The organism is Arthrobacter sp. NPDC056886 (assembly GCF_042788715.1).
Classification (GTDB): Bacteria; Actinomycetota; Actinomycetes; order Actinomycetales; family Micrococcaceae; genus Arthrobacter.
Map to the genome: position 1 here is coordinate 167,824 of NZ_JBHUBT010000003.1, position 14,765 is coordinate 182,588.

The window sequence follows — 14,765 nt, forward strand, 5'->3', positions numbered from 1 at the left end:
AGTGTGCCGTATATGGACGCGACCCCGGCGCGGCGCTTTGACCCGCTCTCTGCCGTCCGCAGCCCGGCCGCGGACGGGTTCGATCTGCTCCTGACCGGGACCGTGTTCCAGGACATCATCTTCACCGGGCTGCCCCACGCCCCGCAGCCCGGGACGGAAATCTGGAGCGACGGGATGGGCAGCTGCCCCGGGGGCGTCGCCAACCAAGCGATCGCCGCGTCCCGGCTGGGGCTGCGGACCGGTCTTGCCGCCGTGTTCGGCGATGACGGCTACGGCGACTACAACTGGAAGATCCTGGCCGCCCAGGAACATGTGGACCTGTCGCTGTCCCGGCGCGTGCCGGGCTGGCATTCGCCCGTCACGGTGTCCTTGAGCGTGGAGAAGGACCGGTCCATGGTGACGCACGGGCACCCGGCGCCGGTGACCTCCACCGAGCTGGTCGGATGCCCGCCGCCGGCGCTCGCAGCCGTTGCCGAGCTGGGCGAGGAACTTGAACCGTGGGCCGTCGACGCGCACAAGAACGGCGTCCGGCTGTTCGGCGATGTCGGCTGGGACCCCACCGGCGCGTGGTCCCCGACCCGGCTGGAAAACCTGAAGTACTTCCACGCCTTCATGCCCAACCAGCACGAGGCCATGAACTTCACCGGCCGCGACGACCCCTGGTCCGCGTTGTACTCGCTCGCGGAGAGGGTTCCGGTGGCGGTGGTTACCCTCGGCGCCCAGGGGTCCATGGCCGTGGATTCGGAAACGGGGGAGGAGGAGTGGGTCCCCTCCCTGCCCGTCCGGGCCTACGATCCCACCGGTGCCGGGGACTGCTTCGGTGCGGCATTCATTGTCGGGTCCCTGGCCGGGTGGCCGCTGGGAGACCGGCTCCGCTTCGCCAATCTGTGCGCCGCCCTGGCCGTGCAGGAGGTGGGCGGCTCGCTAGCCGCGCCCGGCTGGGGGGACATTGCCGACTGGTGGCAGCGGGCCAACGCCCGGAAGGAGCGGCAAGCAAGTCAATGGCTTCGCCGCTACCGCTTCCTGGAAGAAATCGTCCGCGATGTCCCGCCCGAGGCACAGCGGCGGGCGACGGCGACCATCGCCCACCTGTCCGACGCGTAGCCGGGCCGGGGCGGGGTTCGTTCCGGTTACCACTGGACATGTCCTCCTGAGGGTTGCTCCACCACTGGACATGTCCCCTTGTGGGTTGCGTGACCACTGGACATGTCCCTCGCTGGGGCCAAGGAGTGGACCTGTACCCGTTGTGTCCGGCCTTGGGTGCGAAGAATGGGCATGTCCCGCGATGGTGCATGCCACCATTGGGCATGTCCCCTCGTGGGTTGCGTGACCACTGGACATGTCCCTCGCTGGGGCCAAGGAGTGGACCTGTACCCGTTGTGTCCGGCCTTGGGTGCCAAGAATGGGCATGTCCCGCGGTACGCGGGGTCGGCTCCTGCCATCACTGGACATGTCCCTCGTAGAGCTTGGACTGGTCCCTAAGAGTTGGACTGGTTCCCGTTGTGTCCGGCCTTGGGTGCGAAGAATGGGCATGTCCCAGGGGGGCGGGAGGGCATGTCCAGCCGAGGCACGCGGCCGCCGATTATTCGGCCTGCGGCGCCGCGCCTAGAATCGTTAAGTGACTTACCAAGCAGCAACAGGCGATCTCCTGCCCGGCTCGGCGGCAGTGCCGGCATACGCTGAGGAGCGCTCCGCCGTAATCGACCTAGACGCCATCCGGGACAACGTCCGCCACCTCGCAGCAGTGGCCTCACCTGCGCAGGTCATGGCCGTGGTCAAGGCCGACGCCTACGGGCACGGTGCGGTCCAGGTGGCCCGGGCCGCCCTCGGCGCGGGCGCCAGCTGGCTCGGCGTCGCCCACATCTCCGAGGCCCTCGCCCTGCGCGCCGCCGGGATCGAGGCGCCGCTGCTGGCCTGGCTGCACACCCCGGACAGCAACTTCGCCGCCGCCGTGGCCGCCGGAATCGACATCGGCTGCTCGGGCTGGGAACTGGACCGGATCGTGGCCGCCGCCCGCGAGCAGGAACGGCCCGCCCGCATCCACCTGAAGGTCGACACGGGGCTCGGCCGCAATGGCGTCACCCTCGACGCCTGGGACAGCCTCCTTGGTGAAGCGATGGAACACCAGGACCAGGGCCTGCTCCGGGTTGTGGGGATTTTCTCGCATCTGGCCGTCGCCGACGAACCCGAACGCCCCGAAACCGATGAGCAGCTCGCCGCGTTCCGCCAGGTCCTGGCCGTCGCCCATGACGCAGGCGTTGACCCGGAGGTCCGCCATCTGGCCAACACCCCGGCCACCCTCTCCCGGCCGGACACACACTTTGACCTCGTCCGCGTGGGGTTGGGCCTGTACGGGCTGTCCCCCTTCGAAGGACAAACTCCGGCCGAGCTCGGGCTGCGCCCGGCAATGACGGTCCGCACAAGGGTTTCGCACTGCAAGGACGTGCTGGCCGGGCAGGGCGTCTCCTACGGGCTGAATTACCACACGGACGGCGTCAGCACGCTCGGGCTCATCCCTCTGGGCTACGCCGACGGCGTGCCGCGCGTCGCGACCGGAGGCCCGGTCCGCGTCGAGGGCGTGAACTATCCGGTGGTGGGGCGCATCGCGATGGACCAGATGGTGATTGACCTCGGACCCCGCCACGTGGCGGCCGGCGGCCGGAGCATCCTCGGGGCCGAGGCGGTGCTGTTCGGCGACGGCGCCGACGGCGGACCCACGGCCGATGACTGGGCCAGGGCCGCCGGCACCATCAATTACGAGATCGTCACCCGCATCAGCCCCCGGGTACCGCGCCGCTACATCAACGAAGAGCCCTCCGCCGGCGAAGAGCGGCCGTGAGCGGGCCCGCGTGGGAACGGGGACTTGAGGTCCGGACGGCGGCGGAGACACACGCGCTCGCCGCGGCCCTGGGCGCCCTACTGCAGACAGGGGACCTGCTGGTCCTGACCGGCGAATTGGGCGCCGGCAAGACCACCTTCACGCAGGGGCTGGGGGAGGGGCTGGGCGTACGGGCCGGCATCATTTCGCCGACCTTTGTCCTGGTGCGCATCCACCCGAATCTCCCCGGAGGGCCCCGGCCGGGCGGCCCGGACCTGGTGCACGTGGACGCCTACCGGCTGGAGTCGGCCGCTGAAATCGATGACATCGATCTCGAAAACACCATGGACAGCGCCGTGACGGTGGTCGAATGGGGCCGCGGCCGGGTTGAGCACCTGAGCGACAGCCGGCTTGAAGTGGAACTCCACCGCCCCCGCGGAGGCGCCGCTGGCACCGGCACCGCGGGCATCGGCGCCGCGGGCATGCCCGCCGCGGCTGATCCCGCCGGGGCGCCGCGTGCGGCCGCCGATCCCGGTGTGCTGGACTTCGACACGGACGACGACGACGAGCCGCGGACCGTGGTGATCCGCGGCTTCGGGCCGCGCTGGGCCGAAGCGCCGGCGCTGCCCGGCCTCGAGCCCGTGCCCGCCACCGCAGCCCTGCCCGCCACTGAACCCGTGAACACCAACGAAACCGTGCCCGAGACCACGTCCCAGACCCCGGAACGGAACTCCTGATGCTGATTCTCGCCATCGACACCTCCGCCGTCGCCAGCGCCGCGCTGGTCTCCGACGACGCGCCGGAATCCGTGCTCGCCAGTTTCGCCACCGAAGACACGCGCACGCACGCGGAGGTCCTGGCCCCGGGGATCGACGAGCTTCTGGCCGAGGCCGGCGTCAGCGGCCGCGACGTCGACGCAATCGTCGCCGGCGTCGGCCCCGGACCGTTCACGGGACTGCGCTCGGGGATCGTCACCGCCCGCACCCTCGCCTTTGTCTGGGGCAAGCCGCTGCACGGCGTGATGAGCCTGGACGCGATCGCCCTGGAAGTAGCCGAATCCACCGACTCGGCCGGGGAATTCATTGTGGCAACCGATGCGCGCCGCAAGGAAGTGTACTGGGCCCGGTATACCCTCACCGATGCCCAGCTGCCGCACCTGGCGGACGGCCCGCACGTGGGATTCGCCGCGGATCTGCCGGATCTTCCCGTCTACGGGGCCGGGGCAGGAATGTACTCCGACGTCGTCAAGGCGGTCGCCGAATTCAGCACCCGGCAGCCGGAAGCCCTTTCGCTGGGCCAGTTCGCACTCGCCCGGCTCGCAGCGGGGGAACAGCTCCTGGATTCCAGTCCGCTGTACCTGCGCGAATCCGACGCCCAGGTGCCCGGACCTCGGAAGCGTGCCCTGTGAGCCGGGAACACGCCGCACCGCTCGGGCTGCCCGGCGGGGTCACCCTGCGGGATATGGAACCCGCGGACATCCCGGAGGTCCACACGCTGGAGCGCCGGCTGTTTCCCGTGGATGCCTGGCCGCTGCAGATGTTCCACGACGAGCTGGCTCAGACAGATACCCGGCGCTACCTCGTGGCGGAGGTTCACGGCGGGATCGTGGGCTATGCCGGGCTCATGTGCATCGAACCGATCTCGGACGTCCAGACCATCGCCGTGGTGCCCGAGCAGGAAGGCAAGGGCATCGGCTCGGCCCTGCTCACCGAGCTGATCGTGGAAAGCCGACGCCGCCACGCCCAGGACGTGCTGCTGGAGGTCAGGGCGGACAACCCCCGCGCCCAGCAGCTCTACCGGCGCTTCGGCTTCGAACAGATCCACGTCCGGCCCCGCTACTACCGCGACGGCGTCGACGCCCTGATCATGCGGCTCCAGCTGCCCCGCGAACCGCTCAGCCCCCAGCCCAAGGAAGCAGGCCGACCATGAACCGCACCCAGCCGCTCGTGCTCGGCATCGAATCCTCCTGTGACGAGACCGGCGTCGGCATCGTCCGGGGGACCGCCCTGCTGACCAACACCGTCTCTTCCTCCATGGACGAGCACGTCCGGTTCGGCGGCGTGATTCCCGAGATCGCCTCCCGCGCCCACCTCGACGCGTTCGTCCCCACCCTCGAGGAGGCCCTCGCGGAGGCGGACGTGTCGCTCGCGGACATCGACGCGATCGCCGTCACCTCCGGGCCGGGCTTGGCGGGGGCGCTCATGGTGGGGGTGTGCGCGGCAAAGGCGCTCGCCGTCGCCACCGGGAAACCCCTCTACGCCATCAACCACCTGGTCGCCCACGTCGGCGTCGGACTCCTGCAGCAGGGCGGCGGCACCCCGTCGATGCAAACCCCGCCGCGCGCCCTGCCGGAGAACATGGGCGCCCTCCTGGTGTCCGGCGGCCACACCGAGATCCTGCGGATCCGGAGCATCACGGACGACGTCGAGCTGCTGGGGTCCACGATCGATGACGCAGCCGGCGAAGCGTATGACAAGGTGGCGCGGCTCCTGGGCCTGGGCTACCCGGGCGGTCCGGCCATCGACAAGCTCGCGCGCACCGGCAACGCCAAAGCCATCCGGTTCCCGCGCGGCCTCACCCAGCCCAAGTACATGGGCACCGCCGAGGAACCCGGCCCCCACCGCTACGACTGGTCCTTCAGCGGGCTCAAGACCGCCGTCGCCCGCTGCGTGGAGCAGTTCGAGGCCCGCGGCGAGGAAGTCCCCGTGGCGGACATCGCGGCGGCCTTCCAGGAGGCCGTGGTGGATGTCATTACCGCCAAGGCGGTGCTCGCCTGCCGCGAGAACGGGATCACGGAGGTCCTCCTGGGTGGGGGCGTCGCGGCCAACTCGCGGCTGCGGCAGCTCACCGAACAGCGCTGCAGCGCCGCCGGGATCCGGCTGACGGTGCCGCCGCTGCCGCTGTGCACGGACAACGGCGCCATGGTGGCGGCACTCGGGGCGCAACTGGTGATGGCCGGAGTGGAACCGAGCGGGATCGGCTTTGCCCCGGACTCCTCGATGCCGGTCACGACGGTCTCAGCCTGAGGCTGTCTGCGGGCGACTGAGGGGTCGGCCGGCTGAAGCTCCGCCCGCCGCGGTGCGGGCCTTTGCGCTCCGGAGCTAGGCGTCCGGCCCCTGGCGCATCTGCTTGACCAGATCCAGGACGACGGCGCGCAGGTCCCCGCCGTGCTCGGCGGCCACCCGGCGCTGGCGCTGGTAGCCGGCGCCGCGCTCGATGATCTTCTCGACGTCGGCCAGTTCGGCGCTGCAGCCCAGCTTCGCCGCCACGGGCTCAAGCCGCTTGAGCGTCTCGCGCAGGTGCTCCGTGACGAGCTGCTCATTGCCCTCGGCGTCGAGGATGATGATTGCGTCCAGGCCGTACCGGGCCGCGCGCCACTTGTTCTCCTGGACATGCCACGGCGGCATTGTGGGAATGGTGCCGCCGTTCTCCAGCGTGGTGGAAAATTCGTCCACCAGGCACTGCGTGAGTGCAGCGATCGCGCCGACGTCCTCGAGGGTCGCCAGGCCGTCGCAAATGCGCATCTCGATGGTGCCCAGGGCCGGAACGGGGCGGATGTCCCACCGGATCTCGGAAAGCGTGTCAATCACACCGGTGGTGAACATGTCCTGCACGTAGGCCTCGTAGTCGTCCCAGCTGGCGAACTGGAAGGGCAACCCGGCGGTGGGGAGCTGCTGGAACATGAGGGCGCGGTGCGAGGCGTAGCCGGTGTCCTCGCCGCCCCAAAACGGGCTGGACGCCGAGAGCGCCTGGAAGTGCGGGAAGTAGTTGACCAGGCCGTCCAGAACCGGAAGGACTTTGTCCCGGCTGTCCAGGCCGACGTGCACGTGGACACCGTAAATGACCATCTGCCGGCCCCACCACTGGGTCCGGTCAATGAGCTTGGCGTAGCGTTCCTTGTCCGTGACGGGCTGCAGCTGGGGCGGGCTGAAGGGGTGGCTCCCGGCGCAAAAGATTTCCACGCCCATGGGATCGGTAACCTCCCGGACGGCTGCGAGCGAACTGTTCAGGTCCGCTTTGGCTTCCGCAACGGTTGTGCAGATGCCCGTGACGAGCTCCACGGTGTTCAGCAGCAGCTCCTGCTTGATGTGCGGGTGCTCGTCGTCCTCATTGAGTTCGGGATGCCGGGCAGCGACGCCGCGGAGCACTTGGTTCGCCACGGAGGCCAGCTCACCGGTCTCGGCATCGACGAGCGCCAGCTCCCATTCAACGCCAAGAGTCGACTGCCTGGATGAAGCGAACTCGATCTTCATGTGGTCCCTTCACTGTTTTGCTGTCGCTGGGCGCGGTCCTGGTGGGAAATGCGCTGCCAACCCTCGGACGTGCGCTGGGCGTGCCACCGGCGGTGGCACTCGAACATTTCCCCACACCAGAGCGCCGGCCGGGCGGCTGGCAGGGCAACGGGTGGTCCAAGTCTAGTGCAGGGGCGCCCTCCCGGACGGCGTCAAGGATGCCGCTGGCGCGTGAGTGTCTTCACAAAGCGGCTGGTCAGCGACGGTTCATGTTACGGCGTGGCGCGCGGCGGCCGGGGTGGCCGGACCCATCCTGGCGTTTAATGGAGCTGTGCCCATACTGAACAAAGACATGACGCTGTGTATCTCGCTCTCGGCCCGGCCCAGCAACAACGGGACGCGCTTCCACAACCACTTGTACGAGCAGCTTGGCCTGAACTGGATCTACAAGGCCTTCGCCCCCACCGACCTCGCCCAGGCGATCGCCGGAGTGCGGGGCCTCGGCATCCGCGGCTGCGCCGTGTCCATGCCCTACAAGGAGGACGTGATCGCCCTCGTTGACGTCATGGACCCGTCGGCGAAGGCCATCGATTCGGTCAACACCATCGTCAACGACGGCGGCCGGCTCACGGCCTACAACACCGACTACACGGCAATCGAGCAGCTCCTGCGCAGCAACGCCGTCCCCACCGACTACTCGGTGCTGGTCCTGGGCTCCGGCGGCATGGCCAAGGCCACCGTCGCCGCGCTGCGGGATGCCGGGTTCAAAAACGTGACCGTCGTGGCCCGCAACGAAGTCTCCGGCCGCGCCCTGGCCGACCAGTACGGCTTCGCCTGGAGCGCGGAACTGGGCTCGGCGCTGTCCGGCACCGGCACGGCCGACATGCTCATCAACGTCACACCTATTGGTATGGCAGGGAGTATGGCCGGCGGACCGGATGCCGAGGCGCTGTCCTTCCCGCAGGAGGCCATCGACGCCGCAAAGGTGGTGTTCGACGTCGTCGCCCTCCCGGCCGAGACGCCGCTGATCAAGGCCGCCCGCGCGGCCGGCAAGACCGTGATCACCGGAGCCGAGGTAGCCACGATCCAGGCGCTGGAGCAGTTTGTGCTCTACACCGGGATCCGGCCCACGGACCAGCAGATCAGGTCAGCTGAGGAGTTCATGCGGGCGCAGTAGCCCGCTAGCCCTGGTTCCTGCAGCCCACTGGCCCTGGATTCCGGCCGCTTCGGCCGGGAGCCTGTGCCGGGATCCTGCGCCGGCGGGGCTAGACGGGCTCCACCGAGATGGCCACCCGGTCCTCGCCGATCCTGGTGAGGACCAGGGTGGCCGTTTTCTTGCTCTTGGCCTTTGAACCGGCCGGCTTTCCACCGGGCAGGAGTTGCTTGCGCAGCTCTTCCGGCGTGACGGCTGTGCCGCGTTTTTTGATGTCCAGGACGCCGATCCCTTCGTCCTTGACCCAGGACTTGAGCGCCTTGACGTTGAACGGCATCACCTCCAAGACCTTGTAAGCCCTGGCGAACGGGGTGTCCTGCAGGTCCGGGGCGCAGATGTAGGCGATGTGCTCGTCCACGAGGTGCCCGCCCAGCTGGAGGGCGACGTCGGCCACCAGCCCGGCACGGATCACTGCTCCGTCGGGCTCATACAGATAGCCCTCCACGGGACCCACGGGCGCCACCGGGCCGCCGTCGAAGTTCTCCCCGCTGGTGAGTTCGGCCGCACCCTGCGGGCCGAGCACCAGGGCGGCACGCCGCACCCCGGGGCGCCGCACCGCGTTGAACCACAGGGCCACCTCGGTCACGTCCCCGCCCACGGAGACCCACTGCGCCTCGCAGTCGGCCGGCACGGAATCATGCGGCATGCCCGGGCCCATCTTGACGCCGACGGCGCGGCCGGAGCCAGCCAGCGTCTCCACGAAGGACAGGGGAGGGGAGAAATCCTCCGGATCCCAGATCCTTTTGGTTCCTGAGGTGGATGTGGTGCGTCGGGCCGGGTCGAGCCAGACGCCGTCGACGCCGTCCAGCGACACCGAGGTGGCGTCCGCGTGGACCACGGTGGCGTTGCGGAACGGGATGAGGTTCATCGTGGCGCAGGCGGCGGTCGCCTCGTCCATTTCCACCGCGGTAACCACGAGGTCCAGGGAGGCCAGAGCCATCGCGTCCGCCCCGAGCCCGCAGCCGAGGTCCGCAACGTGGCCGATCCCGGCTTCCGCGAACCGCTGCGCGTGCCGCGCCGCCACCGTCAGCCGGGTGGCCTGCTCCAGGCCGGCCTTGGTGAAGATCATCTGCCGGGCGAACTCCCCGAACTTGGCCTCGGCCTTGGTCCGCAGCCGGGACTGCGTGAGCACGGCAGAGACCATCTCGGGGGAGTGGCCGGCCTTGCGCAGCGCCGCAGTCAGGCGGAAGGCCTCGTCCTCGCGGTACGGGCCCAGCGACGCCAGCAGCTCCCAGCCCTCGGGCGTGAGGATCGGGGCAATATGTTCCTGCGGTGCGTCAGTCATGCCATCCAGCGTAGTTGAGCTCCGCGGGCACGCTGTGACCGGACCACGGGGGCTAGGCTTGACGGATGGAAGACAGCGGCACAGGCGACAGCACCTCAGCGGACACAACCGGGCAGGGCGCGGCCGGGAACGACGACGCCGGGCAGGGGCGCCGGAGCCCGCAGGGGCTGGCCCGGTACGCCCGGCCGGCACTAATCGCCGGCGCTGTGATCGCCGTCGTGAGCATCGCCCTCTTGGTGATCATTTTCTTCCTCGATTCCTTCAACGCCACCGTGTATTCCGTGGGCGGCAAGAACGTCCAGGACGCCACGGACGAGGCCCGGGCCATCCGGGACACCTATGCTGCCGCCCGGCTCGGCGGCATCATCTTCCTCATTGCAGGAGTCCTGCTGGCCGCCGCCGGGGGCGTGCTGGTGTACCGGCACCGGAACGACGAAGGCCGGAACACGGACGAAGACGACGGCCAGGACGTGGACTTCGAAGACCTCGCAGGCCAGTAGGCGCGCGCTAGCGACAGCCACGCGGTCACGCGATCACGGTCCCCGGGACATGCCCACCCTTCGGCACACGGAGTGGACATGTCCTCCCGGGCAGCCGGCACCCTCTGAGCATGCCCGTCGCTCAGCGCCAGGACTGGGCATGTCCTCCCGGGCGGCCCGCAACCGCTGAGCATGTCCGTCGCTCGGCGCCAAGAGTGAGCATGATGCCCAGGTGTCCTCTCGGCGGGGCAAAGATTGGGCATGGTCCTTTGCCCCGCCTGAACTGATTGGGCATGCCCTCGGTCCAGCATCAAGAGTGAGCATGTCCTCGGGCAGCCCGAATCCGCTGGGCATGTCCGTCGCTGAGCACCAGGACTGGGCATGTCCTCCAGCGCAGCCCGCAACCGCTGAGCATGCCCGTCGCTCAGCGCCAACATAGAGCATGATGCCCAGGTGTCCTCTCGTCGGGGCAAAGATTGGGCATGTTCCATTGCCCCGCCTGCGCTGGTTGGCATGCCCGTGGTCCAGCATCAAGAGTGAGCATGTCCTCGGGCCGCCCGAATCCGCTGAGCATGTCCGTCGCTCGGCGCCAAGAGTGAGCATGTCCTCCCGGGCAGCCCGCAACCGCTTGAGCATGTCCATTGCTCAGCACAGGCAGAGAGCATGATGCCCAGGTGTCCTCTCGTCGGGGCAAAGATTGGGCATGTTCCTTTGCCTCGCCTGAACTGGTTGGGCATGCCCGTGGTCCAGCATCAAGAGTGAGGATGTCCTCGGGCAGCCCGAATCCGCTGAGCAAGTCCGTCGCTCGGCGCCAAGAGTGAGCATGTCCTCCCGAGCAGCCCGCAACCGCTTGAGCCTGTCCATTGCTCAGCGCAGACAGAGAGCATGATGCCCAGGTGTCCTCTCGTCGGGGCAAAGATTGGGCATGTTCCTATGGCCCACCGGCACTCGTTGAGCATGTCCATTACTCCGTGCCAGGAGTGAGCATGTGCCACCGGGCGGCCCTGAACCGCACCCCGGAGGACATGTCAATCGCTCAGCGCGGGCCGTGAGCATGAGGCCCAAGTGTCCCCTCGCCGCGGCAAAGAATGGGCATGTCCCACCGGGGGAAATGTTCACCCCGAACGAATTTCTGGCACTCGCCTTGACCGAGTGCTAACCATTTACATAGAGTCGTCATTAGCACTCTCCCTAGGAGGGTGCTAATACATGAAGCGCGTTCCGCCAGGCATGCTGCCGGCACCGCGACGACGGTCTGTGCGCCTTGGCATCAGCGCTTCATAGTCCACGAATTTTCTGACGAAAAGGAGAGGTCCGAGTGTCGGTCTCTATTAAGCCTCTTGAGGATCGTATTGTTGTCCGCCCGCTCGAAGCCGAGCAGACCACGGCTTCCGGCCTGGTTATCCCGGACTCCGCACAGGAGAAGCCGCAGGAAGGCGAAGTTGTTGCAGTAGGCCCCGGCCGCTTTGATGACAACGGCAACCGCGTTCCCATCGACGTTGCCGTTGGCGACGTCGTCATTTACTCCAAGTACGGTGGAACCGAAGTCAAGACCGGCGGCACCGAGTACCTCGTGCTCTCCGCCCGCGACGTTCTGGCGATCGTCGTAAAGTAACTCTCTTGGACCCCCGCGCAGCCGATCCTTACGCATTGTATGGATCAGTTGCGCGGGGTTCTGTCTTGAAAGGACAAAACCATGGCAAAGCAGCTTGCGTTTAACGACGCTGCCCGCCGGTCGCTTGAAGCCGGCATCGATAAGCTCGCCAACACCGTCAAGGTCACGCTGGGCCCGCGCGGCCGCAACGTCGTACTGGACAAGAAGTGGGGCGCCCCCACGATCACCAACGACGGCGTGACCATCGCCCGTGAAGTCGAGCTGGACGACCCCTACGAGAACCTTGGCGCGCAGCTTGCCAAGGAGGTCGCCACCAAGACCAACGATGTTGCCGGTGACGGCACCACCACCGCCACCGTCCTGGCCCAGGCCCTGGTCAAGGAAGGCCTGCGCAACGTAGCGGCAGGCGCCGCGCCGGGCGAGATCAAGCGTGGCATCGAGGTTTCGGTCGAGGCCGTCGCCGCCCGCCTGCTGGAGAACGCGCGCCCGGTTGAAGGCACGCAGGTTGCCAACGTAGCCGCAATCTCCGCCCAGAGCGACGAGGTCGGCGAGCTCCTGGCCGAGGCATTCGGCAAGGTCGGCAAGGATGGTGTGATCACCATCGAGGAATCCTCCACCACGCAGACCGAGCTGGTCCTCACCGAGGGCATGCAGTTCGACAAGGGTTACCTGTCCCCGTACTTCGTCACCGACGCAGAACGCCAGGAAGCCGTCCTCGAGGACGCCCTGATCTTGATCAACCAGGGCAAGATCTCCTCGGTGCAGGACTTCCTGCCGCTGCTGGAAAAGGCGCTGCAGAGCTCCAAGCCGCTCTTCATCATTGCCGAAGACGTCGAGGGCGAGGCCCTGTCCACGCTCATCGTCAACCGCATCCGCGGCACGCTGAACGTCGTCGCCGTCAAGGCGCCGGGCTTCGGTGACCGCCGCAAGGCCATGCTCCAGGACATCGCGACCCTCACGGGTGCGCAGGTTGTCTCCGCGGAGCTGGGCCTGAGCCTGGACACCGTTGGCCTCGAGGTGCTTGGCACCGCACGCCGCATCACGGTCACCAAGGACAACACCACGATCGTCGACGGCGCCGGTTCGGCCGAGGACGTCGCCGCCCGTGTTGCCCAGCTGCGCGCCGAGCTGACCCGGACCGATTCGGACTGGGACAAGGAAAAGCTGCAGGAACGCCTGGCCAAGCTGGCCGGCGGCATCGGCGTGATCAAGGTTGGCGCTGCCACCGAGGTTGAGCTGAAGGAAAAGAAGCACCGCATCGAGGACGCTGTGTCCTCGACCCGCGCTGCCCTCGAAGAAGGCATCGTGGCAGGCGGCGGTTCCGCCCTCATCCACGCGCTGAAGGCGCTCGACGAGGACGCAGCCGTCCAGGCCCTCGAAGGTGACGCGGCTGCGGCCGTCGGCATCGTCCGCCGCGCCCTGACCCAGCCGCTGCGCTGGATCGCGCAGAACGCCGGCTTCGACGGCTACGTCGTCGTTGCCAAGGTGGCCGAATCCGCCGTGAACCAGGGCTTCAACGCCAAGTCCGGCGAATACGAAGACCTGATCGCCGCCGGCGTGATCGACCCCGTCAAGGTGACGCGTGCGGCTCTGCGCAACGCGGCATCCATCGCGGCACTGGTCCTCACCACGGAAACCCTCGTGGTCGAAAAGCCGGCTGACGAAGACGAGCACGCAGGGCACAAGCACTAGGCTCCGCCCGCACAGGGACGGTCCGGCATCTTGCCGGGCCGTCCTTTTGTCTTTCGGGACTCTGCCGGGGTTCTGCCGCGCGTCTGCAGGGTTCCGGCTACAAATTGCCCGGATGCTGGCGCGAACACCCCGGCATTCCGGCAGTCCGGCATTCCGCCGGTCTCTGGTTGCGGCAGCCCCATTCCTGCAGTCCCTTGGGCCCGGCGGGTCCGGTCGGTCGGCCCGGCAGTCCCACACCCGTCGGGTCCTAACGCCCGGCCGTCAACGCCGTGAACCGTCCGCCCTGCGCCGCAGCCGCAGTGCGGCGTCCGGCGACAGCCGCTTGGTCACCAGCCGGTAGAAGATGAGAACCCCGACGGCGGCCACCACGATTCCCAGCAGGTTCAGGAACAACTGCAGGGCGGAGCCGGCCGCCTTCTGATACTCGCCCAGGACCAGCGCCACAGCCACAAACCCCGCCGCCGGCACTGTGGTGACCGAAATGAACACCCCGATCAGCGCCGCAGAGCGCCGGCTGATGACCGACAGCATCCCGGCAATGCCGGCAAGGACGGCGACGATCAGTGAGTAAGGGCCCGGATGGTAAATGAATTCAACCGCTGAACCGCGGTTCAGCGCGTCACTGGGAAACAGCCCGAGCGGCACGGACAGCCACGCCGCCAGGGCGGCAGCCAGCATCGCCACGGGAAAGCCGACGCCGAGGGCCACGGCCGCGTCGCGTCCGAGCCGCCGCTCGCGCCGGACCAGGGCCACGGCCAGCGCAGCCAGCGGGCCGAACTCCGGGCCCACGGCCATGGCGCCGACGATCGCAATGGTGGAGTCGGTCACGATGCCGATGGCCGCCAGCTGGGTCGCCAGGACCAGGAAGGCCAGAAAACTCCACGTCAGGCGCGAATCCTCGCCGGTCTGCCGCGACACCTCGTCCCAGATCACGGCGTCGGCGCCCTCACCCGGCGCCTCCGCCTCCGCCCGGTCGGCCCGGTCTGAGAGCACGAGGTCCGGCTCGAGGACCGAAATCGATCCGCGCTGCTGGACATCGAGGACGTGGAGCTTCTCCACGAGCCCCTCGACGGATTCGCGCGCCAGCAGGACCTGGATAACGTCCCCGGGCGGCAGGACGGAAGCACCCGTGGCCAGCGCGACTTCCGAGACGCCGACGTGACTCGTACAACTTTCGACAACAACTCCGGACAACTCTCCCGGGACACAAATGCGCAGCTGCACGATCACTTGGCGGCCTCCTCAGACTCGTCCCAGCCTAGCTTCCGCGCCGCACCCGACGCCGCCGGTCCGGGCTCCGCGAGTACGCCGCAACCGGGCGCGTGGAGGCTCCCTGCCAGGTTTTCCGGGGGCCCGGCGGGCGCCGGCGATTGGCCAAGAAAATTACGTTTCGGTAACATTGATGTTTTGGAAACTGGCCGGAAGGGTTAT

Annotated in this window: 13 protein-coding genes; 10 read left to right on the top strand and 3 right to left on the bottom strand. The window is 68.2% G+C overall.

The genetic code is table 11. From position 1 onward, the window contains the following. The first annotated feature begins 12 nt into the window (after positions 1-12). From ACFRJ8_RS06575 to tsaD, 6 genes are all read left to right on the top strand, one after another. Positions 13-1,104 carry a carbohydrate kinase family protein gene (locus ACFRJ8_RS06575; protein WP_377985323.1) on the top strand — a complete coding sequence of 364 codons (1,092 nt, stop codon included), beginning with the start codon at positions 13-15 and terminating at the stop codon, positions 1,102-1,104. 514 nt (positions 1,105-1,618) lie between these two features. Further along, positions 1,619-2,839 carry an alanine racemase gene (gene alr, locus ACFRJ8_RS06580; protein WP_377985324.1) on the top strand — a complete coding sequence of 407 codons (1,221 nt, stop codon included), beginning with the start codon at positions 1,619-1,621 and terminating at the stop codon, positions 2,837-2,839. Next, positions 2,836-3,555 (top strand): tRNA (adenosine(37)-N6)-threonylcarbamoyltransferase complex ATPase subunit type 1 TsaE, encoded by a 720-nt coding sequence (gene tsaE / locus ACFRJ8_RS06585; RefSeq protein ID WP_377985325.1) that lies wholly within the window; start codon positions 2,836-2,838, stop codon positions 3,553-3,555. Before alr ends, tsaE begins: the two co-directional genes overlap by 4 nt. Further along, positions 3,555-4,226 carry a tRNA (adenosine(37)-N6)-threonylcarbamoyltransferase complex dimerization subunit type 1 TsaB gene (gene tsaB, locus ACFRJ8_RS06590; protein ID WP_377985326.1) on the top strand — a complete coding sequence of 224 codons (672 nt, stop codon included), beginning with the start codon at positions 3,555-3,557 and terminating at the stop codon, positions 4,224-4,226. The genes tsaE and tsaB overlap by 1 nt, the downstream gene beginning before the upstream one ends. Positions 4,227-4,279: 53 nt before the next feature. Continuing rightward, the gene (gene rimI, locus ACFRJ8_RS06595) at positions 4,280-4,747 is read left to right on the top strand and encodes a ribosomal protein S18-alanine N-acetyltransferase (RefSeq protein WP_377985585.1); all 468 of its coding nucleotides are present in this window, start codon (positions 4,280-4,282) and stop codon (positions 4,745-4,747) included. Next, positions 4,744-5,844, top strand: coding sequence for a tRNA (adenosine(37)-N6)-threonylcarbamoyltransferase complex transferase subunit TsaD (gene tsaD, locus ACFRJ8_RS06600; RefSeq protein WP_377985327.1), 1,101 nt, complete (start codon positions 4,744-4,746; stop codon positions 5,842-5,844). The genes rimI and tsaD overlap by 4 nt, the downstream gene beginning before the upstream one ends. Before the next feature lie 75 nt (positions 5,845-5,919). Here tsaD and ACFRJ8_RS06605 read toward each other — a convergent pair whose 3' ends face one another. Continuing rightward, positions 5,920-7,071: a glutamate--cysteine ligase gene (locus tag ACFRJ8_RS06605; protein ID WP_377985328.1), complete on the bottom strand. Its 1,152-nt coding sequence runs from the start codon at positions 7,069-7,071 to the stop codon at positions 5,920-5,922. Between the two features lie 310 nt (positions 7,072-7,381). Between ACFRJ8_RS06605 and ACFRJ8_RS06610 the strand changes: the two genes are divergently transcribed. Then, complete coding sequence (locus ACFRJ8_RS06610; protein ID WP_377985329.1) at positions 7,382-8,227, top strand: shikimate 5-dehydrogenase; 846 nt, start codon at positions 7,382-7,384, stop codon at positions 8,225-8,227. 88 nt (positions 8,228-8,315) lie between these two features. On the opposite strand, the gene ACFRJ8_RS06615 is transcribed toward ACFRJ8_RS06610, so the two are convergent. Next, positions 8,316-9,548, bottom strand: a complete 1,233-nt coding sequence (locus tag ACFRJ8_RS06615) for an SAM-dependent methyltransferase (RefSeq protein WP_377985330.1) — start codon at positions 9,546-9,548, stop codon at positions 8,316-8,318. Positions 9,549-9,613: 65 nt separating this feature from the next. On the opposite strand from ACFRJ8_RS06615, the gene ACFRJ8_RS06620 reads away from it, so the two are divergent. The 3 genes from ACFRJ8_RS06620 to groL all read left to right on the top strand — a co-directional run bounded on the left by ACFRJ8_RS06620 (position 9,614) and on the right by groL (position 13,334). After that, on the top strand, positions 9,614-10,048 hold the full coding sequence (locus ACFRJ8_RS06620) for an LPXTG cell wall anchor domain-containing protein (protein WP_377985331.1): 435 nt from the start codon (positions 9,614-9,616) through the stop codon (positions 10,046-10,048). A gap of 1,297 nt (positions 10,049-11,345) precedes the next feature. Then, positions 11,346-11,642: a co-chaperone GroES gene (groES, locus tag ACFRJ8_RS06625; protein WP_018773735.1), complete on the top strand. Its 297-nt coding sequence runs from the start codon at positions 11,346-11,348 to the stop codon at positions 11,640-11,642. An 81-nt stretch (positions 11,643-11,723) separates the two neighbouring features. Further along, a complete protein-coding gene (gene groL, locus ACFRJ8_RS06630) occupies positions 11,724-13,334 on the top strand; it encodes a chaperonin GroEL (protein ID WP_079550210.1) in 1,611 nt (536 codons plus the stop codon). A 261-nt stretch (positions 13,335-13,595) separates the two neighbouring features. Here groL and ACFRJ8_RS06635 read toward each other — a convergent pair whose 3' ends face one another. Continuing rightward, on the bottom strand, positions 13,596-14,564 hold the full coding sequence (locus ACFRJ8_RS06635) for a DUF389 domain-containing protein (protein ID WP_377985332.1): 969 nt from the start codon (positions 14,562-14,564) through the stop codon (positions 13,596-13,598). Between the last annotated feature and the right edge of the window lie 201 nt (positions 14,565-14,765).